Source organism: Deltaproteobacteria bacterium, assembly GCA_009692615.1.
GTDB lineage: Bacteria > Desulfobacterota > Binatia > UBA9968 > UBA9968 > DP-20.
In genome coordinates this window covers 1-22,085 of the sequence record SHYW01000086.1, presented here as the reverse complement: position 1 = coordinate 22,085, position 22,085 = coordinate 1, and the positions used below count along the sequence as shown (strand labels likewise).

Below are 22,085 nucleotides of genomic sequence, written 5' to 3'. Positions count from 1 at the left end.
GCCAACCGAAGGAGAACCCAACACCAAAATCTAAATCGACGTGCCAGCTCAACAATAAACCCCAGGGGCTTCAAAGCCCTTTTCTCTTAACCTGACTGGTACACTATTGCGCCGCTATCTGGCACATTTTCTCTCCGCCATTGACAGATGGCCGAACACGCGAAGGCAATTCCTAAAGCCATTCAACGTTCTCAGCTCGTAAGACTTCATTCCGTGGTGCGGCGCTGATCGCTACGGTTTCCACCCTTGTTTGTTCAGTTGCGCTTCGGCTTGGCGCGCGAAGCTGAAGTCGTAGGCTTTGTTGTTGGGTACGACTTCGTTGACTTCCGCGACTAGTTTGACGATCGCCAGATCGTTTTTCTGGGTTTCTTCGTCGACGTGACCCGCGGTGGTAAACGACTTCACCATGTCGTCGTACATACGGCTGACGAGCGTGCGGTCGGACTCGGTGAATTTCACCGCGGCGGCGATGGCGCCTTCGCGGTCGGCGCGGAAATAGCGCAGTGCTTTGATGATGGCGCGGGCGAAGCCCAACATTTGTTTCGGCTGCTCCTTGATGAAGCGGTCCGATGTCGCGATGGTGCCCCAGGAGTTTTTAAGTTCCTTCCCCAAGTACATGAAGTCTTTCATGCCCTGCTCGACGGCCTGGTAGCGTTCCTCGGCGCTGACGATGGCGGCATCGGCGGCGCCGGACATGAGCGAGGGCAGGCGGTTGAGCGGTCCTGGGTCGATGAAGATCACTTCTTTGCCATCGACGCCGTACTTGGTCGCGAGGATCTGCTTGAGCATGAAAGTGCCGAGTGAAGCGATACCGGCGGACGCAACTTTTTTTCCTTTGAGATCGGCGGGGCCGGCGACGTTGGGCCGGGCGACCACCCATTGTAAGACTTGATCGTTGAGCGCGAGCACGGTCTTCATCGGCGCGTTGCCTTTGGAAATGCCGACCAGCGCACTGCTGCCGGCGCCGGAGAATTGCGCGCTGCCGGCCATCACCGCCTGCAAGCTCGGCCCGGACTGCATGTAGGTGAGCTTCATATCGAGACCCTCTTCCTTCATGTAGCCGCGCTCCTGGGTCACGGGCAGAATCGTGTACTGAAATGCTTTCGCCGTCAGCGCGACGGTGATGGTGTCGGCAGCGTAGACAGTTGAGGAAAAAACTACGATCGCGAAAATGATGTCAACGATAAATGAGGATTTGCTCACGGGTAAACTCCTTGGCCAGTCGAAGCTAGCCGTCTTTTAGCGCGGCGGCGTTGTCTTTGGCAAGGAGTTTCGCGTGAGCCGTCGGAACAATGGGTATCGCTGCCCTCCACCCATTCGCGGAATTTGTTTCGGAGTATCTCCCGCAAATGCGCCAAGTCGCAAAGGTGACGGGCGATGGCCGTTATCCCGAGGGGAGACGAGGGGTCTAAGAAAGATTTCTCCCAAGGGTCGAAATGACAACGTTGCCGAACTTGGCATCTTTGCGCCTTGGCGAGAGGAATTCCCGAATCCGAGAACCTTCGACTTCAGGAATATTTTAGCGGCATGCTATGACAAACATGTTGGTGTTAGTTTTCGTATAGCAGTGCAATGAACGCGGAAAAGATTCGATGGCGGTGAAGAGGGATGGAACCCATCACGGTTTCCACCCCTGCTTGTTCAATTGTTGCTCGGCTTGGATCGCGAAGCTGAAATCGTAGGCGCGCTTGGTTGGGATGACTTCGTTGACGTCGGCGACTTGGGCGACGATGGCGAGGTCATTTTTTTGGCTTTGTTCGTCGACGTAGCCGTTTTTCGTGAAGGTTCCCACCAGGTCGTCGTACATGCGTGTCGATAGGGCGCGGTCGAGTTCGCTGAACTTGGAGATCGCGGCGATGGTGCTTTCGCGTTCTTGGCGCGCCACGCGCAGGCCCTTGATCACGGCGCGGACGAAGCCGGCAAGCTGCTTGGGCTGTTCCTTGATGAATTTGTCCGAAGTGGCGAAGGTGCCCCAGGAATTTTTTACTTCCTTGCCGATGAACAATAAATCTTTCATGCCTTGATCGAGCGCGGCATAGCGTTCTTCCGGGCTGACGATGGCGGCGTCGACGGCGCCGGATAGCAGCGACGGCAGGCGATTGACCGGTCCCGGATCGATCAACACGATGTCCTTGGGGATGTTGTGCTTGGTCAAAATATTTCTGAACATGAACGCGGCGATGGAGGCGACGCCGGTGGTGGCGACTTTCTTGCCGGTCAAGTCGCGCAGGGTTTTGATATTGGGCCGGGCGACAATCCATTGCAGGACTTGATCGTTGAACGCCAGCATGGTTTTCAGCGGCGCGTTGCCTTTGGAGATCGCCACCAGCGCGCTGCTGCCGGAGCCGGAAAATTGCACGGCGTTGGCGATCAAGGATTGCAGGCCGGCGGCGTTCTGCATGAACACCAGCTTTAACTCCAATCCTTCTTCTTTCATGTAGCCGCGATCCTGGGCGATCACCAGCGGCACGTACTGAAACGCCTTCGAGGTCAGCGCCGCGGTGACGGTGTCGAGGGCGTGGGCTGACGAGATTGGAGTGAAAAAGATTGTCGCGAGAAAAAATACGCTTGCCCGAATTCGCATCGGTAGTCTCCTTAAATAGAAATGAGGTATTTAACTTGTAACCAGCAACGGAGTTCGGCGCAACCGTTGGCGCGGGGAATTCTTCGGTTGTCGTGGTTTTTCTGGACGGGAATTCATTTTGCCTGGTGCTGTTCCGGCTTTACCTTTTTGAGAGCAGATGGCTGTGCGTGATCCCTTCCCCCTTTGGAAAAGGGGGATCGAGGGGGATTTGATTGTGTGGCTGGGCGGTTTGCTTCGTCGCCGCCTGTTGCTGCTCTGGGGCGATGGCGTTTCACCGGCGTGAAGAAAATCTCCCCCAGCCCCTCTTTTTCAAAGAGGGGAGCCGAGACTGCGCTACCGCGAGGGCAATATTGCAGTCTGTCCCAGTCAAAATCGCGTCAAGTTATCCTGATGATTTCTTCGGGCAGAGTAGGTAAGACGGCGCGCGCCGGCAAGAATATCCTTCTGCGCCGTCGGTGGTTATGGTACTCTGACACCATGAAGAAATTTAATTATCTATTCATCGTCCTGTCCGTTTTGTCTGGCTGTGCGAGTGGAACCTTGAGCCGGGAAGCGACGCTCTTGTCCGGCCTCCAACAGTATCAGGGCGAAATGCAGCGTTCCGGCGGCAATGTGTCGAATTGGCCGAACCGGCAGCGGGCTGCCAACGAATTGAAGACGATTATCACCGGTACGCTGGGTGGCTCGGGGGGATTTTATCGCCTGGTCGATCTCGATCAGCGCAAGCGCGAATTCGTCGTGACGATTCGTGAAACCAACCTGCAAGCGGATCGCTTGAAAGAGATGCAAGATGAGTTGGCGCGCATCGAAGACGAGATCGCCGGGCTTCGGCCGGTGCTAAAAACTCAGCTCACGGCGATAGCGCAGGGCGAGACGGCGGGAACGATCGAAAGCATCGCGACGCTCGGGCTGCTCGGCATCGCCATCGATGGCTTTTCATCCAGCGGCGCGGGCCGCGGTATCGATGGGTTGAGCACGAAAGTCGGCCAATATTTGGTCGGCGATTTAGGTTCCTTCGCTACGGTGCGCACGCCGCAAGGCCAGACCCATCGCTGTAGTCTGTTTGGCAACAGCGACGAAGGAGCGGGGATTCTCTGCCAACCGGTGAAATAAATTTATCGACGGTAAATTATTTTACTGTCAACAACGCGATCGCTTCGACTAGCTCCGGCGCCGACAAGGCGCTGACCTGCCACCACCGCTCCAACACTCGCGCGGTTTTCTCCTTGCCATAAATGGCTTCGACTGTTTGCCCGAACTTCGCCCGAACATGTGCGTCGCCCATGGGATTGTTCACATGTCCCAGCGGGTCGCGCGGCCAGATCTCGATGACGCTGCCGTCCTGCTTGGTCGCTTTGATTTTCATCGAGACCGTCTTCGGGTAAAGCGCGTCCACTTCGTTATCGAGATAGACGCGAATCTTATTCATTAGCGGACGTATCGATTCATCGCGGTAGGCAGATTCTTCGAAGGCGGCGACGGTGATCGTGCCGTCGACTAAAACCTTGGCGAAAATATACGGCAAGCTATGATCGGCGGTTTCGCGCGTCTTGGGATCCCATTTTTCCGGTTCGCTGCCGATCTCGGTGTAGCAGAAAGTATAGACGCCGATTTCGATATCGTTGAGTTCGCGCCAGTCGACTTTGCCGCGCAATTCCACCGCGCCCCAGGCGGGCAGTTGGCCGTTATATTCCACCGGCCAATATTTGAGCCGCGTCACCGGCGACTGATAGGGTCCGCCTTCGGTGGGCAAGGGCGTGAGTTCGAACGGCCCGGTGATCAAATCCCACAGACCATGTTTGCCTTCGAAGGGCTTGTCCGCGCCGGTCATGCCTTCGCCGGCGAGTAGCGCGGCAAACATGCCGTTGCGTGTCGCGAACGCCGTGGCGACGCCTTTCCACAGCGATAGTTCGCCGGCGCGGGTGTTGCGCATGGGCACGTTGGCGACGGTGACGATGGCGATCGCTTCGGCGAGTTGTTCGCGTGAGATATTCAACAGATGGCCGACGCCGGCGGCCGCACCGATGCCGGCGGCGAAGCCTTGGTCCCAACCTTTGTAACGCAAGTGCGTGGCGTCGCTGAGTCGGAGAAAAAGTTCGTAGGCGATCACCAGACTTTCGATTAACTTTTTGCCGTCGGCGTTGGCCGCTTCGGCGATGGCGAAGAACGCGCCCAAGCAGTCGCTCGGATGGCCGCCGGGATATTCGTCATTAAAATCTAAATTGCGGATCATCGCCGTGTTGACGAACGCCGCGCTCTCGGCCGTCGCGATTTCGCCGTGGCAGATAATCCGCCCGGGAAATCTTTCCGGCGCCGCGCCGCGCGCCAAGCGCCGGCCCATGCGCACCGGCTCGCAGTCATGAGCGGCGATGGCGCAGGCGAGGCTGTCGACGATAAAGCGCGTGGCGGCGGTGACGACTTCGGCCGGCAGCTGGTCATATTTTAATTCGTAAGCGAAGTTGGCGATCTGTCGAGTAAGATTGTCCACGAAATTGTTTTCCTTCCGATTACTTCTTTGACGCGCCGTTAAACGCTTGACGCCATGATGGCGAGTATTTCACCGCAAACTACCGACCGCGATTATTTTATCTTCGTTGGTTGAAATCCACCAGCGTTGGTTGATTTCAACCGGTATGTTCTTGTCCGGTGAAAAGGCCTTCCCAACATATGTGTTCGCGGCGCGGTGTCTTTGTTAGTGAGATGCGGACTGCGATTGCCCGCGCTGGATGAGCGAATGCGTTTTCCTGCGCAAAGCGATCATCGACCTGTTGTTGGAACGACGCTTGCTCCCATCCCCGCTGGCAGTCAATACAACGCCCTGGGGGGGCACAGAAATAAGGAGGAGAAGCATGAGAGGTAAAACATCGGCAGTATTGGTGGCGAGCATGTTGCTGTCGCCCTTGGCGATGGCGAACATCGCGAGAGCTTCGGAGTTGGAGTCCGAGCTGCGATTTCGCGACGCGACGACGAGGGCGGAGGCGGAAGTGGAAACCGGGACCAAGACTAAGAACGGCGTCACCAAGTCCAAGGTGAGCGTGGAGTTTGGTATTAGCCAGCTGCTCGCTCTCGGCGGCACGCCGTCATTGACGACCGGCGCCGATTTGGCGCTTACCGTGGGCGGCGTTTCCTGCACCATGGCGCCGACCACCGATCCGATCGTCAAGACCGTGGTCAAGGGCGCCCAGACTTTTCAGCGGGTGTCGTTTCACGGCTCCTTCGTCCAGATCACTCCGGCGCCGCTGACGCCGCCGGTCAATAGTTTGAGTTGCACGGGCGATCCCAGCACGCTGATGGTGGGCGACCCCGTGACGCTGTCGGTGAGCGGCTTGCAGCCGGATGTAGTTTTTATTCCGGGCACGCTCAAGCTCGACGACTAATCCCGCCGGTTCAGATCGAGGTCCGCACCCCGTCTGGTGCGGACCTCGATTCCTTTCATCGATGCAAATTTCGATCTGCTAAGGCTTGACAGATTTTGCTACGCGGATCTCGATCGCGTGCAAATATCCAACGCGATCAGCGCGTAGAGTCGCGCCGCGTTGACCATGACGTCGATGTCGATTTCTTCGTTGCGCGGGCCTATTCTCCGGCCGCGCGGTCCGATCTTGATGGCGGGAATTCCTAGTTCGTTATAAACGTTGGTGTCGGTCCAGATGCTGGCACGGTCCGGCGCTTCATGTTTGATCTTCTCATTGAACAGATGTTGAAACGCCGCTTCGGACGACTGCACCAGCGGTTCGACATTCTTGCCTTCGTGGCCGAGCAAGGATTTGTAAATATCCATCTGGTATTCCAAGCCGGTGGCGTTCAAGGTTTTTTCCAATTCATACTGAATCTGCACAGGGCGCACTTGCGGCGGCATGCGCACGTCGACGTAGATGGCGCAGACGCCGGGAAAATAATTGGGCCGGTAGGGCGCGCCGCCTTCGATGCCGCCGATGTTGACCTTGGGATAGAGCGGGCCGGTGGGGGATTGATAAACATTGTTGGCTTCGAAGGCCGTGCCCCATTTCTCGATGGCGTCGATGATCTTGGTCATTTTCACGATGGCGTTCATCTTCGCCATCGGATGGGTTTCGCGGTTGGTGCCCCAGGCGGCTTCGGCTTTGCCGAAGGTTTGGATCTTCACTTGGACCACGCCGTTCTGGGTCCAGACGATGGTCATGTCCGAGCCGTCGCAGCAGATGGCGTAGTCGGAGTGCATGCCGTGGGTCAACAAGTGGCGCGTGCCGGCGCCTTCGCCGCGGTATTCCTTGGTCTGCCAGAGCCCTACCGGCGTGCGCGAGATTTCGCCGACCACGGCGGCGAGGATGACATCGCCTTTGAGTTTGACGCCGCTCTTAGCCAGCGCTTTACCGGCCATCATGAAGGCGGCGACGCCGCCTTTCATGTTGGAGATGCCAAGCCCTTGAACTTTGTTGCCGACGATTTTGCCGGCGAGCTCCGACTGCGGTTCCATGATCGCGACCATGCGGCGGTCCTCTTCGGTGCCGGTGAAGCTGGTGTCGGTGTGGCCGTTAAAGCCGAGGCTTATGCCCGTGCCGTCGCCTTTGACGACGCCGATGGCGTTGGGCCGGTCGAACTCGACATCTTGGCGCACGGCGCGCAGACCGTTGGCTTCGAACCAGTTTAAGATAAATTCGCCGATGGCTTTTTCCTGACCCGTGGGGCTGGGAATGCTGGTGAGATCGGCGCCCAATTGCGCCAGCTCGTTGCGGTCGATGTGGGCCAATACTTTTTTCGCTGCGTCGTTATCAAAGGCCATGTAAATTCCTCCAACAGTAGTTTTGTTTAACTAACCCGTGGGCTTCATCGAAGTCAATCTGACTTGAGCGCTCACTCGTCTTGAAAATTGTCCTTCGCTTCATTACTGTCACGGTTCGACGGCTTCACTCAGTTATAATTCATGATTATTCCCGAAAAATTGCGCATCTCTCTAAGGAAATCTATGGATACTTCATCGATTGCCATGATGGCGGCAGCGGCGATCATGCTGATCGTGGTTTACCTCAAATCGCCGGCGGCGGCGCACCAGGGACTCAACGCCACGGGTTCGTTGCTGTTGGAAATCACCCCGCGTATGATCGCGGCGTTCACATTGGCCGGCTTATTCCAGGCGATCGTGCCGCAGGAATTGATCCTCAGTTGGATGGGCAACGACTCGGGCATTCGGGGGATTTTGATCGGCATGTGTCTCGGTGGCGTGGCGCCGGGCGGACCCATGACCCACTTCCCGGTGATCGCTTCGCTCTACAAAATGGGCGTCGGCGTCGGCCCCATGGTCGCCTATTTGAGCGCTTGGTCGCTGTTTGGCCTGCAAAGGATCATCATGTGGGAAATTCCCTTCCTTGGGCCGCAAATCGTCGCCATTCGCGTCGCCGTCAGTTTTTTCTTTCCGCTGCTGGCGGGCTGGCTCTGCGATTTGATTTGGCACAAACTGAACGTCTAGCTGGACATGAACCGACGCGAGTTTCTCAAATCCCTGGGCGGGGCGGGCTTGTCGATGGCCGGTTTGGCAGCCTGCGCGCCGGTGGCGATTCGCAGCGATCTCGACAGCGGCCTATCGCTCAGCTACGTCAGCGGCGATGTCAGTGCAGAAAGCGCGCTGGTGTGGGTGCGCGCTGAACCCGGCAGCCAAGTGGCGCTCCAGTTTGGCGTCGACCCGGCATTTGCCACATTCAATTCGACGGCGCTCGTCGCGGTACATCCGAGTAATGACAATGCGGCACATATTCCCTTGGACAACTTGCGCCCGGCGACACGCTACTACTACCGAGCTTCGGTAAGCGGCAAAACTCTCGGACCGGTGGGCAGTTTTGTTACCGCGCCGCGCGCCGGCGAAAACGCCAAGGTGAGTTTTTGTTTCAGCGGCGACACTCGCGAAAGCTATCAACCGTTTTCGATCATGGGCGCGGTGCGGGCGCGCAAGCCGGATTTTTTTCTTCACCTTGGCGATACCATTTACGCCGACCGCGGCGGCGACGCGCGGACGCTTGACGAGTTCTGGCAAAAGTATCGGGCCAACCGCGCCGACCAAGCGTCGCAAAATTGTTTCCGCGACACCAGTGTCTACGCCATTTGGGACGATCACGAAGTGGCCGACGACTATTTGCCGAGCCATCCGCTGGCGCCCATCGGCCGCAAAGCGTTTCTCGACTACTGGCCGATCCGCCGGCCTGCGTCGGAGCCGGAGCGGATTTATCGCTCGGCGCGCTGGGGCAGCGCGATGGAGTTATTTCTGCTCGACGCGCGCCAGTACCGCGACGCCAAGCGCACGACGATACTCGGCCAAAACCAGCGCGAGTGGTTGTTCGAAAGCTTGCAGCGCTCGACGGCGACGTTCAAGTTCATCGCCACTCCGGTGCCCATGTCTGGCGGCGGCAGCGACCGCTGGGACGGTTACGGCGCCGAGCGAAAACAGTTTATCGGTTTCATCAACGCGAAAAAAATTTCCGGCGTGGTGTTTTTAAGCGCCGACTTACACTACGCCGCGATCACAAAAATTCCCCGCAGCGGCGGGCTGCTCGACATCACCGCGGGCCCGCTCGCCGCGCCGCTCAACCGCGTGACCAACAGCGCCAACCGCCGCTACGAATATTTCCTAGCGCAAAATTTCAACTTCGCCCGCATCGCCATCGATCCCAAGGTCAACGCCAACGAGGCATTTCTAGAATTCATCGATCAGGACAATCAGGTTTTTCACACGCGCAAACTTACCGCCTAGTGCGGCCAAGGAAGAAAGTTCCTCTTTACCACGAAGGCGCGAAGAGCACGAAGTTCGGAATTTTAATTTATCCGAAACCTTCGTGTCCTTCGCGTCTTCGTGCTGAGATGGAATTTCCGGGAGAAGGCGAATCGTGTCTTAAGCCTATCGCCGATTCTTTAGCGCTTCTGGGTTGAGCGCGCGGGTGAGTTTGCCTTCCATGTAGTCGAGAATGTTTGTCACGGCGTTTTCGGCGAAGCCTTGAAAACCCGAGTCGGTGGGCCAGCCTAAGTGCGGCGTGATGACGACGTTGTCTAACTTCGTGATCGGATGATTCTTCGGCAGCGGCTCTTCGACGAAGACATCGAGGGCGGCGCCGGCGATGGCTTTCTCTTGGAGGATTTTTACCAACGCCATTTCGTCGACGATCGCGCCGCGCGCGGTGTTGACTAGATAAGCCGATTTTTTCATCAAGCGCAGCCGTTCGGCGTTCAACAAGTTTTTGCTTTGTTCGGATAATTTTAAATGCACGCTGACCACGTCGGCGCTTCGTAGCACTTCTTCTAACGGCATGAACGTCGCGTCGGATTTCGCCGCGCGCTCCTGCGTCAGCGTCGGCCCCCAGGCGATCACTTTCATGCCGAAGGCGCGGGCGATGGCCGCGACTTCGGTGCCGATTTTTCCCAGTCCCAAGATGCCCAGCGTCTTGCCCTTGAGCACGTAGCCCAAAACCAGCGGCCACTCGCCGTTGCGCATGGCGCGGTCGCTCTGGGAAATGCGCCGCATGACATCGAGCATTAAGCCGAAGGTCAATTCCGTGGTGCTGTTGCCGCCGGGCGCCAAGCTTACGACGATGCCGCGCGCAGTCGCCGCGTCCATATCGATGTGGTAGGCGTGGTTGCCGGTCTGGGAGATGTATTCGAGATCGGTAAGTTTTTGTAAAAGCGCGGCGGTAAACTTGGTTCGCTCGCGAATCGGGATGATCGCTTGCGAGCCTTTCAGTTTGCCAACGATTTCATCTTCACTCGCGAGCTTGTCGGTAAAAATCTGCACTTCGGCTTTCGCGCGTAGTCGGGCGATCGCCGATGTCGGCCCGATGGCATGCTGATAGTCGTCGAGAACGGTAATCTTCATAAACTTTAATCTAATATTCCCCGTTGCTTGCGGCGGGCACAACTAAATGGGGTTTCCAAAGGGGGCGAGCATCCCCTTTGGTCGCGAGCGGGGTTCGTACCCCGATCGCGAAAAGCCGAGTTGATTATGATGGATCGACGAAGAGGGCGGGTCGCGACCCGCCCCGACGTTGGATTGTGGCTCATGATAATCACGAACCACGATCACGCTTTCTCCTAGAGCACCGCGATACCTTCGATCTCGATCAAATAGTCCGGATCCGCCAAGCCTTTGACGATCACCAGCGTGCTGGTCGGCGCGTTCTTTCCGTACTGTTTCATGCGCACTTCATTGTAGCCTGGACGATATTTCCGGTCGACAATATAGGTCGTCGTCATGACCAGATTGTCGATGCTGCCGCCGGCTGCTTTGAGCACGGCTTTGATGTTGGCGTAGACCTGTTCGGTTTGGGCTTTGATGTTGCCTTTGCCGACCACCTTGCCGTCTTTGTCGCTGGCGGTTTGACCGGCGATGAAGAGCAGCTTGCCGCCGCTGGTTTGGATCGCTTGGGAATAGCGCGGGCGCGGGTCGCTTAAAGATTTCGGTTGGATCGTTTTGCGTGTCATAGTGTTTCTCCTTTTAGTTTTTGCTTGGGTAGCGTTTGATCATTTCGTTGAAGAAGCCTTCCTTTTCTAACTCCTGTAGGAAACTTAAGTCAACGAATTGCTCCGGTTTAAAATTTTTAGCGTTGGGCAGCGTCGGCGCCAGCACGTCGAGCATGAACTGTATTCCCTTCAACGTCGGGTAGGGTTTTTTCGGGATCGATTTAATATAGCCGTTGTACGAATCTTCCAGCACCGCCGGATCGTTGCTGCGCATATATTTGGCGAAGACTTTTTGCGCCGCCGGTTTATTCGAATAAATCAGATAAATCGCTTCGACGAAACCTTTGAGGGCGTTTTTCACCGTGTCGCGGTTGGCGGCGATGTAGGCACGCGAGGTGGCGAAGCCGTTGCCTTGCACTTCGACGCCGAGATCGCCGACGGATACCATTTCGTTCAAGCCCGCCCGGCGCGCCAGTGGCGCCGCCGAGGTGGCGATGTAAGTGGCATCGAGCACTCCGGTGGTGACCGCGGCGATACGTTCGGTATCGAGACCGGCGGGAATTAGAGTGAAATCTTTTAGCTCGGCGTTGATGTGTTTGGCTAATATTATTGACGCGTAGTGGGTCGCCGAATTGAAGCCGGTGATGCCGATCTTCTTGCCCTTCAACTGTTCGAGTTGGGTGATGCCTTGGCGCGTGAAGATGATCAAGTCATACTTGGTTTCCACCGCCGCGACGAGCACGAGATTATGTCCCTGAATCGTCGCTTGCACCACCGTGCCGATGTTGACGATGGGCGGATCGCCGCTGACTAGCGCTTGAGTCGCCACTTGGCCGCCGCGAAACAGGATCGGCTCGACTTCCAAGCCGTACTTGGCGAACAAACCCAACTCGCGCGCCACCCAAACATTGCTCTGGCGAAAGCTGAGGGAAGGGTAGCCGATCTTGATGCGCTTGAGCGGCTGCGCGTGGGCCGAGGCGGCGATGAGTAAGATCGCGGCGAAGCAGAGTAGCCGGAGTGATGGAGTAATGGAGTGGTGGAGTGATGGGTTCCGGATCCGACCCAACACTCCATTACTCCAATACTCCATCACTCCAATCTTGTTATTTGCTCGGATAGCGTTTCGCCATTTCATTGAAGAAGCCTTCCTTCTCTAGCTCTTGGAGAAAACTCAGGTCGACGAACTGCTCGGGCTTGGCGTTTTTCGCCTGAGGTATTTGCGGCGCCAGGAGATCGAGCATGTATTGGATACCTTTGAGAGTGGGATAAGGTTTTTTGGGAATCCACTTGATGTAGCCGTTGTAAGAATCTTCGAGCATCTCTGGATCGTTGGTGCGCATGTATTTGGCGAACACCCGCTGCGCCTCTTTTTTATTGGCGTAGACGAAATAAATCGCTTCGACGAATCCCTTGAGGGTATTTTTCACGGTGTCGCGGTTACTCGCTATGTAACTACGAGACGTGGCCAGTCCATTGCCTTGCACTTCAACACCCAAATCGGCGACGGAGAACAGCTCTAGGAAACCATTTGTTCGCGCCGGCGCCGCCGCTGACGATGTGAAGAATGTCGCATCGATCCGGCCCGCGAGCATGGCACCCAAGCGTTCCGCATCCGGTCCGGCGGGAACCAGCGTGACTTCCTTGTTGATCTCTAATTTGAGGTGCTGGAACAGAATGTTCGCCGCATTGTGGGTCGCCGAACCATAACCGCTGATGCCGAATTTTTTGCCCTTCAGTTCTTCGAGCTTGTTGATGCCTTTGCGGGTGAAAATGATCTGATCGTATTTGGTTTCGACGGCGGCCACCAGCACCAGGTTGTAGCCTTGCAGACCGGCCTGTACGACGGTGCCGATGTTGACGATCGGCGGATCGCCGGCGACCAAAGCTTGGGTCGCCATCTGGCCGCCGCGCAAAAAAATCGGCTCGACATCCAAGCCGTACTTGGTGAACAGGCCGACTTCGCGGGCGACCCAGACGTTGCTCTGGCGAAAGCTCAAGGACGGGTAGCCGATGCGGATTCGCTTCAGCGTCTGGCTGTGCGCCGCGGTGGCGCAGAATAGGACCGATAGGACCAATGCGACGAAGTTTTTTCTCATGTCACACCTTTCGAAAATTGCCTACGGTTTGAAGCCCGCGAGCTTTTGCGCTTCTTCGATGATCGACGCGTCGACGTAGTCGCTCATGGGCGGAATTTTTTTGCCTTTGTAGATGCCTTCCTTGGCGCGCAACTCCATGGTCTTGTCCCAGGCGGTTTTTACCACTGCGCCGCTGCGGGTGAAGGGCTGGAACTCTTCGATCATGAATTTATAGTCTTGCTCGGCGGCGTCGCGCTTGCTCTTCAACGCTTTCATATGAATCGCCAGCGCTTCTTCCTTGTTCTTTTTGTCGTACAGCCATTGGGTCGACTCGATGGTCGATTTCAAATAGCGTAGGATCTCGTCGCGATGGTTCTTGAGGTAATCTTGATGCACGAAGTCGACGGTGAACTGAATCGGTCCGAGGATCTCGTGAAAGGTGATCAATTTATGAAAGCCCTCCCGCGCCGCGGCGAAATTGAACGGCGCGCCCATAAACGTGGCTTGCACCGAGCCGCCTTTGAGGGCGTTGTAGCGCTGCGGCGAAGTGCCGACGACCAAGTATTGATAATCGCCTTCCTTGAGCTTGTAGGCTCTCTCCAAAACTTCTTCGAGCATCAGCGTCGTGCCGCTGGTGAGCGAGCTGACGCCGATGGTTTTGCCTTTCAAATCGGCGCCGGTTTTGATTTCCGGCCGGGCCATCAAGTCGTAGGCGATTTTATCTTGAATGCCGCTGACGATTTTTAGTTTGGCGCCCTTTTCGATGCCGGCGATGATGTAATCGGGATTGATCCGTCCCATCGGCACGCTGTCGCTCATCACGGCGCGGACCAAATTGGGCGAGCTCGGGATGATGATGACTTCGAGATCGAGACCGTTTTTCTCCAAGAACTTTTTTTGCTGGGCGACGTAGATCGGCCAGCTCGATGACGTGTGGCCGCTCTGGACGAAGCGAACTTTTTTTAGCGGGGCGTCGGCGGCGGGGGAGGCAATAGGCAGCAGGCAATAGGCAATAGTCAGAACTCGGAGGTAGCGAGTGAGCAAGGTTTTACGATTACGCATAAATCTCCTTTTATCTTTCCAGTCGGTCCAATACTCCATCACTCCAGTACTCCATTCTTCACAGCTGGGAAAAGCCGCCGGCGGATTTGACTTCCTGCTCGATTTGTTTCCAGATTTGATTTTCCAGGTGCAGAAATTGCGGATCGGATTTAATATCCATGTCCCTTGGACGCGGCAAGGGGATGTCGAATTCAGATTTTATCGTGCCGGGGCGGTGGCTGAAGACGATGACGCGGTCGGAGAGCAAGATCGCTTCGGCGATCATGTGGGTGACGAAGATCACGGTTTTCTTGGTCTCGGCCCAGATGCGCAGCAGCTCCAGCTGCATGAAGCTGCGGGTCTGGGCATCCAGGGCGGCGAAGGGTTCGTCCATCAGCAAGATTCGCGGGTTGACCGCCAAGGCGCGGGCGAGATTGACGCGCTGCTGCATGCCGCCGGAGAGTTCGTGCGGATAATTGTTTTCAAAACCGTTCAATCCTACTAAGTTGAGAAATTTTTTGGCGATTTGCTCGGCGTCTTTGCCGTTGCGGCCGCGCCCTTCGAGACCGAGTAAAACATTTTTCAAACTAGTGCGCCAAGGCAGCAGCGACGCGCCTTGAAAGACGAAGCCCATCAAAAGTTGGTCGCTCACTCGGTCGGCGGCTTTGCCGTCGAGTAAAATCTCGCCGCCGGAATGGGGCATGAGGCCGTTGACGACGCGCAGCATGGTGGTCTTGCCGCAGCCGCTCGGGCCGACGATGCTGACGAACTCGCCTTCGCGCACGGTGAGATTGATGTTGCGAAAAATCTCGAACGGCGCTTTTCCTGGCCGGGGAATTTCCTTGTTCAAGTTGCGTAGCTCTAGGACGGGCGCGGCCATGGTCAATTTCCTTGCGCTTGTCCGCGCCAGGGCGTGGCATAATTCTCGACGCGCCGGACGATTTCGAAACCGAGTATCCCCAGCGCCGCGAACACCGTGACGCCGACGAACAGCGTCGGTATATTCAAGGTCTGGCCGGCGAAGAAGATCAAATAGCCGAGCCCTTCGGTGGCGCCGAACCATTCGGCGATGGCGACGCCGGTGAGGCCGCGTCCGATGGCCAAGCGCACGCCGGCGAGAATGTACGGCACCGACGCGGGCAAAAGGATTTTTCTAAATAGCGCCCAGCGGCCCAAGCGATAGGAGCGCGCCAGTTCGACATACTCGCGGTTGACCACGCGCATACCGTAATAAGAATTGATCAGCACGGGAAAGACGCAGCCCAAAAAGACAATGGCGATTTTCGATCCCGCGCCGATGCCGAACCAAAGGAGCAGTACCGGCGCGAAGGCGATGCGCGGCGCGGTATAAAGCGTGGTCATCCAGGGATTGACGTAGTCGCGCACCAGCGGACTCAAGGCCATGACGAAGCCCAGCGGCACGCCGACGATGACCGCCAGGACAAAGCCGTAAAAAAATATCACCGAGCTGGCCAACAGATGCGGATAAAGTTCGCCGGTGGTGATCATCATTTCATAAGCTTTGCTGACGACTTCCAGCGGCGAAACCAGGATGCCGGCGTCTTTGATGACCACGGCCAAGTAATGCCAGCCGATGAGGCCGGTGAGCACGGAGCCGAGCCGGAGAAAAATTGAAACTAGATTGCGTTGATCTTGGTTCATTGCTTGCGGCGGCGTTAAGAATCCGCCGACCATTCAGCGCTCTGGCGCCAGGGCGCCATGCGTTTCTCGAAGCGCTTGATTAAATTAAAGCTGGTCAGGCCGATGACCGCGAGCATGATCACCGTGACGAAAAGTTTCGGGCTATCCCAAGTCTCCGACGACTCTCGCAGTAAATAGCCCAGGCCGGCATTCGATGCCATCAATTCCGCGACCACGACGGCGAGGAGCGCGCGGCCGACGCCCAAGCGCATGCCGGTGATGATAAAAGGCAGAGCGCCGGGTAGACGAATCTTATAAGTGGTCTGCCAGCTCGATAGGCGCATGGACTGGGCCAATTCCAACCAAACAGGGTCCAAGTTTTTTATCCCGGCCGCGGTATTCAAAATGATCGCCACCAGAGTGATTTTGAAAACCACGACGATTTTAGACAATATACCGATGCCGAACCAGATGATGATCATCGGCACAAGTGCGATCACCGGGATCGAATAGAGTGCCGCCATCCACGGGTCCATGATCTCGTCGAACCAGCGGTACATGCCCATCAAGTAACCGAGCAGGACGCCGACAACGCAGGCGGCGCTGAAGCCGTAAATAAATTCCGTGGCGGTGGCGGCGAAATGTTTGTTCAATTGGCCGCTGGCGGCGAGTGTCCAAAATGTTCTGGCGATGCTGCTCGGCGGCGGGATCAACAGTTCGTTTTCCAGCAACGCGCGCGCCAGGATTTCCCAAAGCGCGACGCCGGCCAAGATGGAAATGGCGCCGCGGGAGATTTCTTTTCGAACTGGTAACAAGCTCATCGGTTAGCGATCAATTATATCGCCGTGGATTTGCCGGGAATTTCATCAGCGATAAAGTTCGGGGTCGGCGCCGGCGCCGGCCTCGGCGCTCGTACGTAGGCGCGGGTAAATCGAAATGCCGCCGGGGCGGCCTTGGACCATGAAGTCGACGGGAATGAATCCTTCGAGGAGCGGGATCGGCAGTTGCACACCGGCGAAGGCGCCGCCGCGATCGCTGCCGATGGCCAGTTGATTGCCCCACAGGCCGGTCGGCAGTCCGCCGGATAGACTGAATCGACTCGCCGAAATGCTGCCGGAAACTGGCGGCATCTGATACTTGCTGCCGGGATCGCGCTCGTTGTCGCTGAGCATCTGGGCATCCAACACTTTCGCATAGCCGGCGGGCCCGGCTTCACGGACCAAACTCAGCATGGAGTTGTCCTCGGCGCGCACCTCGCGATTGGCGCCACGCCGTTCGCGCTCGGCGCGGACGATGGCGCCGGGCAGATTCTTGATGCCGCCGACGCTGTCGCGGGCGCGCTGGTTGACGTCGGCCATGGCGACTTGAAGATTTTTTTCCCGCAGAGTGACGAAGAAACGAGCGCTCACCGATTTCGCCAGCGGATAGTTTTGGCTGCGCACGCCCCAGGGGGTTTGATAGTAGACCAACATTTCGTTGTCGCTGATCAAGTTAACGCCGCGCTCGGCGATCTCCATGTTGTTCGGGTTGCCGTCGAACAGGCTGGCCTTGAGGCCGAGGCCGTGGGGGCCGTAGAGTTCGGGATGTTCGAGCAAAAACTGCTTGCTCATGCGCATGCCCTGATTCTCTTCCTTGGCCAGTTCGGCGAGCTTCTTGGTCGCTTCGGCAGCCGACGCCGATTCGGGATGCTGATCGATGATGCTGGTCAGATAATATTCCCGCGCGCCGCGCTCGCCACTTTTAGTCGCGGCGTTGAGCAGCGCCTTGGCCGCTTTGTCTTGCAGCGCGGCGATTTTTTCTTTCGGTGAATTGGCCAGTTCGTGATAGCCGATCGCCTTGTCGTACAGGCCGCGTTCTTCGAAGGCGTCGGCGAGAATTTTATAAACTTCACCAGCATTGTCGGAGTTGGGGTGGCTCCGCACATAGGCGACGCCGGCGTCGATCACCGGTTGGGCCGAGATCGGGTTATTCGTCATCACTTGATAAAAATTGGTTCCCACCATCACCGCGTTGGCCATGCCCAAGGTCGCCACCGCGCCGGGACCGGCGGCGGCCATGGCGCCGGCGGCGAACAAGAGATTTTTTCTCAGAAAATTTTCGCCGAGCAAGACATACTTCATCGATTCCAGCTGGCGCTCGCTACGGGCGTCGTTGAAGGGCGTGAGCAGATTGTATTCAGGGCTTTGCAAGAGCGCGTTGGCGCGTTGCTTAAGTTCGGGATTGACCGTCGACTTGGCGATTTCCGCGACGGCTTTTTTCGCCGCTTCGTGCCAACCTTTGATTTCCAACCCCACCGCTTCGGCGTCCCGCGCCGCATCGGCCAGAGGTTTGCCGCGATACTTGCGATCGAGCTCGACGGCGACGCGCTGGATCTGGTTGCTATCGCGCAGCGACAAAGCTTGCAGCAGGCGCGCGATGTCGGCTTGTTGGGCTTTTTGTTCGGCGCTCGCGTTGGTTTCGACTTTTGCCGTTAAAGCGGGTTTGCGCGCGGCGTCTAATTGGCTGAGCGCTTTTTCGGCTTGCTGGCGGATATTTTCCGCGTCCTTGGATGCCGGCTCCAAGAGCGACGCAAGGTCGGCGTGAAATTGCGCGCGGGGAAAATCGCCTTTGGCCAAGGCTTGGTTGGCGTTGACGATCTGTTTGGCCGCCAGGGCGGCTTTTTTCTTTTTGTCGAGGGCTTCGACTTGTTTGACGATCGCGGCATTGCGCGGATCGTCGGGAAAGCGTTTGAGATGATCGAGGTCGCGCGCCAAGGCGCGCCGCTCTTCCGCCGGCATATCTTTATCCATTAATGCATAGAGCTGGCTCACCGCGGTTTCCGCGGCGGCGCCGATGAAATTGCCCGAGGCGACGCCAACTAAATCGATAGAACTCAGCAGGCGGTTGGCCAGCCCGCCAAAAAAATTAGTCGAGCTCTGACGCATGAGTTGGTCGGACTGATTGAGATCGTCGCGGTCGACGATCGCTGCCAAATATTTTTTTCGCGCCGGCGTGGTGCTGTTATTGATCGCATCCTTTTGCGCGGCGATGTAGCGTTCGCGATCGGCGATCGTATTGTTGAGCAAGTCCTGGGCGTGTTCGGCGAGACCGGTGACCGTGCCGTGTTGCTTTTGCAGCTTGGCGTCTTCGCTTTGCAGCGCTTTCAAATGCGGCGCCAAGCCGTCTTTGTTGCCGGTCAGGGCGTCAATCAACAGCTCGCGGGCGCGCTTGTCGGTGTCGTCGGGAAAAAACTGCGGCGCGCTGTTGGCTTTTTCGAAGGGATCGAACTCGGGCAGGGGATTCAATATTTTGTCGAGACCGAGTTCTTGGCTGTTGCCGCTGGTTAACGGCGCTAGACATAGAGCGAACAGGATCGCGAAGATTCGGCGCGTCATCGGTTGAGTCTCGTTATTTTTTCCATGAAGCCGCGCAGCGCTTCAATTTTTCCCTGGGCTTCGAGTTTTTCCACCGCGCCGTCGGTCTGGGCCACTTCGGAATAAAGCTTGAGAGCGGATTTAACCAACGGGTCCAAGACTTTGGAATCGAACGCTAAACCTTCAGGATCGTACTGGGCGACGTATTCTTTTGCAAGGATCAAATAGAAGTCGCCGAAGTCGAGTAAGAAGCGTTGACCGTTCTTGCTCTGCTGATGTTTGGTCACCAGTTGGCTGTAGCCGACGATGGTTAACTGGTTGCCTTCCTTCAACCGGCTGCGGTTGGCTTCGACGAAGGCGACTTTGGCGCGGTCGATGCGCTCTTCCTCGACCCGCGCCATGAACTCGTAGGGCGTACCCTGATGCTTTTTAATCAGCGCGTTCCAGGCGGCGACCTTTTCGTCCAGGCCGGCGATATATTTAAATGGATCGTCGCTCGAAATCGCGCGGTCGAAGATGCGCAGGAAATTATCCAGCGCCTCGGCATTCTTCACCGCTTCACCGCTCAAGCGCCCTTCGGTCTCGGCGACTTTGCGATAAAGCGCGATGGCTTGATCGTACTCGCGCAAGCGCTCAAGGGCGAGAGCTTTGTTATACTGCACGATGTCAGCGAATTGGCCGCGGTTCTTGCGCTCGTAATCGTCTAGGCGGATCAGCGTCGCCTTCATGATGTTGATGCCGGTGACGTCTTTGGGGATGGAAAAGCGGTAAGTATCTTCGCGCGCTAAGCGCTGAAAGTCTTTGACGATGTCGAGCAAGTCGCCCGCCGGCGCATAGCGCGCTTCGGTCGCGACGGTGCGCGCGCCGCAGCCAGACAATGAAAGCGAAAGCGCGGCGAGGATCACGCCAAGCGCTAACAGTCGTATTGAGGGAATATATCTCAAAATGGATTTCAGCGTGAAAGGATTGTCCCGCACTGCATGATCGAACCTGCGAGTATTTTCCGAGAATTCCTGGGCAAGTCAAGGGAGAGCTGAACAATTGTCTGCGGTGGTGGAAGAATCGGATTCACCACGGAGGCCACGGAGATCACAGAGGAGGAGATTCGGTCTCGGGATATTGCCGCAAAGAACGCAAAAAAGGATTCGCCATTTGTAGGGGCGCAGCACGCTGCGCCCGTCTTCAATTCAGAGAATGTAGGTTTGGTAGGATGCGCTGCGCGCATCGGTTCCGTATTTGTTACGAAACCGCTCTGCTAGCGAAGGTGTCGCACTGCTTCAAATCGCCGCTCTGGATGCCGGCGCGGAACCAACGCACGCGCTGTTCGGCGCTGCCGTGGGTGAAGCTTTCGGGGACGACGTGGCCTTGTCCACGTTTTTGCAGCGTGTCGTCGCCGATCTGCGCCGCGGCGTTCAAACCTTCTTCGATGTCGCCCGGTTCGAGAATCTTTTTCTCGCGGTTGGCGAAGCTCGCCCAGATCCCGGCGAGACAATCGGCTTGCAATTCCAGCCGCACTGACAGCGCGTTGGCGTCGCGCTCGCTGGCGCGCTGTTGTCGCGCTTGGATCTTGCCCATGATGCCGAGCAGGTTTTGCACATGGTGGCCGACTTCGTGGGCGACGACGTAGGCCTGCGCGAAATCGCCCGGCGCTTGGAAGCGCTCGCGCAGTTCGCGGTAGAAGGAAAGGTCTATATAAACTTTCTGGTCGTTGCCGCAATAAAACGGGCCGGACGCCGCCGACGCAAAACCGCAAGCGGACTGAACCTGGCCGGTGAAGAGTACGAGCTTGGGTTCGATGTATTGTTTGCCGCCGCGCCGGAAAATTTCGCCCCAAGTATGTTCGGTGCTGCCGAGGACGCGGGAGATAAACTCGCGCCCTTCGTCGCGCACGCCGGTTTGGCGCGCGCTGGGCGCCGGTTCATTGACGGTGGATTGCAAATTGCCTTGCAGGATCGCGCTCGGGTCGATGCCGAAGAACATGGCGATCAGTACCAGTGCGATTGTTCCGATGCCGCCGCCGGCGACGCCTGTGGCGACGCGCGAGCCGCGCCGGTCTTCTACGTTCTGACTTTCCTGTTCGTCGTCGAGGCGCATAGCTCTTGCTCCCGTGATTTTATCGCCGGATCGATTGGTTTACTGGCGAAATTCGCCGCGAGAAAAGAAAAACCCCGCTGCGTCGCCGCCAGCGGGGTTTTTCATCGTTCGGATCGTGATTATTTCTTTTCGGCTTTTTTCTCGTCTTTGCCGCCCTTGGTGTCCGCGGCCTTCTTGGTTTCTTTCTCCGCCGACTTCTTTTCCATCTTGGTGTCGGCTTTCTTTTCCATGGCGCCTTTGGACTTGTCGTCGGCTTTGGATTTTTCCATGCCTTTATCCGACTTCATGGCGTCGCCTTTGGCTTTGGTCGCTTTTTCCGGCTTGTCGATCGTCGTTTTGCCGCTGGTGCTCAACTGCGCTCGGATCTGCTTCATCGTGCCGGGGCCGATGCCGTCGACTTTCTCCAGATCGTCGACGCTTTTGAAGTCGCCATTTTTCTTGCGGTAGTCGATGATCGCCTGGGCCTTCTTGTCGCCGATGCCCTTGAGCGAAACCAACTCGTCCTTCGACGCGGTGTTGATATTCACCGCCGCCAACGCCGCGCCGACCAGCGCGAACCAAAGTGCCAGCACTAACAATAACTTTTTCATGAATCCTCCTTCTTGTTTTTGGCGGGTTATCCGCCGTTTGCTCGGTTAGACGAAATCCGTCACTGCCTCATTCACGCCAAACTAAATTATCTGCAACGGAAATAGCGGAGAGCGGCGGCTGCTGTCAAGCGAAATGTGCCGTGTGTGTTGTAGCAAAGTGATTATGTCAGGGGTTAACGGCAACGTAATTATGTCAGGGTGGAAGGATGACAACCCTGACAATGAAAGACGAGAAACGACTAGACGTAATTCAACGAGTATATCGCAGCGAGATCACCGTGGTTGAGGC

General features: G+C 57.0%; 20 protein-coding genes. 4 read left to right on the top strand and 16 right to left on the bottom strand.

Going from position 1 to position 22,085, the window contains the following annotated elements; translation table 11 throughout:
• Positions 1–231: 231 nt before the first annotated feature.
• Positions 232–1,203, bottom strand: a complete 972-nt coding sequence (locus EXR70_18435) for an ABC transporter substrate-binding protein (protein ID MSP40472.1) — start codon at positions 1,201–1,203, stop codon at positions 232–234.
• Between the two features lie 415 nt (positions 1,204–1,618).
• Positions 1,619–2,584 (bottom strand): ABC transporter substrate-binding protein, encoded by a 966-nt coding sequence (locus EXR70_18430; GenBank protein ID MSP40471.1) that lies wholly within the window; start codon positions 2,582–2,584, stop codon positions 1,619–1,621.
• A 477-nt stretch (positions 2,585–3,061) separates the two neighbouring features.
• Here EXR70_18430 and EXR70_18425 point away from each other — a divergent pair, with 477 nt between their 5' ends.
• Positions 3,062–3,697 carry a hypothetical protein gene (locus EXR70_18425; protein MSP40470.1) on the top strand — a complete coding sequence of 212 codons (636 nt, stop codon included), beginning with the start codon at positions 3,062–3,064 and terminating at the stop codon, positions 3,695–3,697.
• 16 nt (positions 3,698–3,713) lie between these two features.
• On the opposite strand, the gene EXR70_18420 is transcribed toward EXR70_18425, so the two are convergent.
• Positions 3,714–5,072, bottom strand: coding sequence for an MmgE/PrpD family protein (locus EXR70_18420; GenBank protein MSP40469.1), 1,359 nt, complete (start codon positions 5,070–5,072; stop codon positions 3,714–3,716).
• Positions 5,073–5,433: 361 nt separating this feature from the next.
• On the opposite strand from EXR70_18420, the gene EXR70_18415 reads away from it, so the two are divergent.
• Positions 5,434–5,961 carry a hypothetical protein gene (locus EXR70_18415; GenBank protein ID MSP40468.1) on the top strand — a complete coding sequence of 176 codons (528 nt, stop codon included), beginning with the start codon at positions 5,434–5,436 and terminating at the stop codon, positions 5,959–5,961.
• Positions 5,962–6,059: 98 nt separating this feature from the next.
• On the opposite strand, the gene EXR70_18410 is transcribed toward EXR70_18415, so the two are convergent.
• The gene (locus EXR70_18410) at positions 6,060–7,346 is read right to left on the bottom strand and encodes a M20/M25/M40 family metallo-hydrolase (GenBank protein MSP40467.1); all 1,287 of its coding nucleotides are present in this window, start codon (positions 7,344–7,346) and stop codon (positions 6,060–6,062) included.
• A gap of 141 nt (positions 7,347–7,487) precedes the next feature.
• Between EXR70_18410 and EXR70_18405 the strand changes: the two genes are divergently transcribed.
• Together EXR70_18405 and EXR70_18400 are read left to right on the top strand one after the other, a co-directional pair.
• Positions 7,488–8,030, top strand: coding sequence for a hypothetical protein (locus EXR70_18405; GenBank protein MSP40466.1), 543 nt, complete (start codon positions 7,488–7,490; stop codon positions 8,028–8,030).
• Between the two features lie 6 nt (positions 8,031–8,036).
• Positions 8,037–9,305 (top strand): hypothetical protein, encoded by a 1,269-nt coding sequence (locus EXR70_18400; GenBank protein ID MSP40465.1) that lies wholly within the window; start codon positions 8,037–8,039, stop codon positions 9,303–9,305.
• 144 nt (positions 9,306–9,449) lie between these two features.
• Here EXR70_18400 and EXR70_18395 read toward each other — a convergent pair whose 3' ends face one another.
• The 12 genes from EXR70_18395 to EXR70_18340 all read right to left on the bottom strand — a co-directional run bounded on the left by EXR70_18395 (position 9,450) and on the right by EXR70_18340 (position 21,796).
• Positions 9,450–10,418, bottom strand: coding sequence for a D-2-hydroxyacid dehydrogenase family protein (locus EXR70_18395; protein MSP40464.1), 969 nt, complete (start codon positions 10,416–10,418; stop codon positions 9,450–9,452).
• 215 nt (positions 10,419–10,633) lie between these two features.
• Positions 10,634–11,023 carry a RidA family protein gene (locus tag EXR70_18390; GenBank protein MSP40463.1) on the bottom strand — a complete coding sequence of 130 codons (390 nt, stop codon included), beginning with the start codon at positions 11,021–11,023 and terminating at the stop codon, positions 10,634–10,636.
• 13 nt (positions 11,024–11,036) lie between these two features.
• Positions 11,037–12,137, bottom strand: a complete 1,101-nt coding sequence (locus tag EXR70_18385) for an ABC transporter substrate-binding protein (GenBank protein MSP40462.1) — start codon at positions 12,135–12,137, stop codon at positions 11,037–11,039.
• On the bottom strand, positions 12,106–13,098 hold the full coding sequence (locus tag EXR70_18380; protein ID MSP40461.1) for an ABC transporter substrate-binding protein: 993 nt from the start codon (positions 13,096–13,098) through the stop codon (positions 12,106–12,108). The genes EXR70_18385 and EXR70_18380 overlap by 32 nt, the downstream gene beginning before the upstream one ends.
• Before the next feature lie 21 nt (positions 13,099–13,119).
• Positions 13,120–14,181 carry an ABC transporter substrate-binding protein gene (locus EXR70_18375; GenBank protein ID MSP40460.1) on the bottom strand — a complete coding sequence of 354 codons (1,062 nt, stop codon included), beginning with the start codon at positions 14,179–14,181 and terminating at the stop codon, positions 13,120–13,122.
• A gap of 16 nt (positions 14,182–14,197) precedes the next feature.
• Positions 14,198–14,998 carry an ABC transporter ATP-binding protein gene (locus EXR70_18370; protein MSP40459.1) on the bottom strand — a complete coding sequence of 267 codons (801 nt, stop codon included), beginning with the start codon at positions 14,996–14,998 and terminating at the stop codon, positions 14,198–14,200.
• Between the two features lie 2 nt (positions 14,999–15,000).
• Complete coding sequence (locus tag EXR70_18365) at positions 15,001–15,813, bottom strand: ABC transporter permease (protein MSP40458.1); 813 nt, start codon at positions 15,811–15,813, stop codon at positions 15,001–15,003.
• Complete coding sequence (locus EXR70_18360; protein MSP40457.1) at positions 15,795–16,580, bottom strand: ABC transporter permease; 786 nt, start codon at positions 16,578–16,580, stop codon at positions 15,795–15,797. The genes EXR70_18365 and EXR70_18360 overlap by 19 nt, the downstream gene beginning before the upstream one ends.
• A gap of 45 nt (positions 16,581–16,625) precedes the next feature.
• Positions 16,626–19,133: a hypothetical protein gene (locus tag EXR70_18355; protein MSP40456.1), complete on the bottom strand. Its 2,508-nt coding sequence runs from the start codon at positions 19,131–19,133 to the stop codon at positions 16,626–16,628.
• Positions 19,130–20,056, bottom strand: coding sequence for a hypothetical protein (locus EXR70_18350; protein MSP40455.1), 927 nt, complete (start codon positions 20,054–20,056; stop codon positions 19,130–19,132). Before EXR70_18350 ends, EXR70_18355 begins: the two co-directional genes overlap by 4 nt.
• Positions 20,057–20,351: 295 nt before the next feature.
• Positions 20,352–21,206, bottom strand: coding sequence for a flagellar biosynthesis protein FlgM (locus EXR70_18345; GenBank protein MSP40454.1), 855 nt, complete (start codon positions 21,204–21,206; stop codon positions 20,352–20,354).
• A 119-nt stretch (positions 21,207–21,325) separates the two neighbouring features.
• Positions 21,326–21,796 (bottom strand): hypothetical protein, encoded by a 471-nt coding sequence (locus EXR70_18340; protein ID MSP40453.1) that lies wholly within the window; start codon positions 21,794–21,796, stop codon positions 21,326–21,328.
• Positions 21,797–22,085 lie beyond the last annotated feature (289 nt).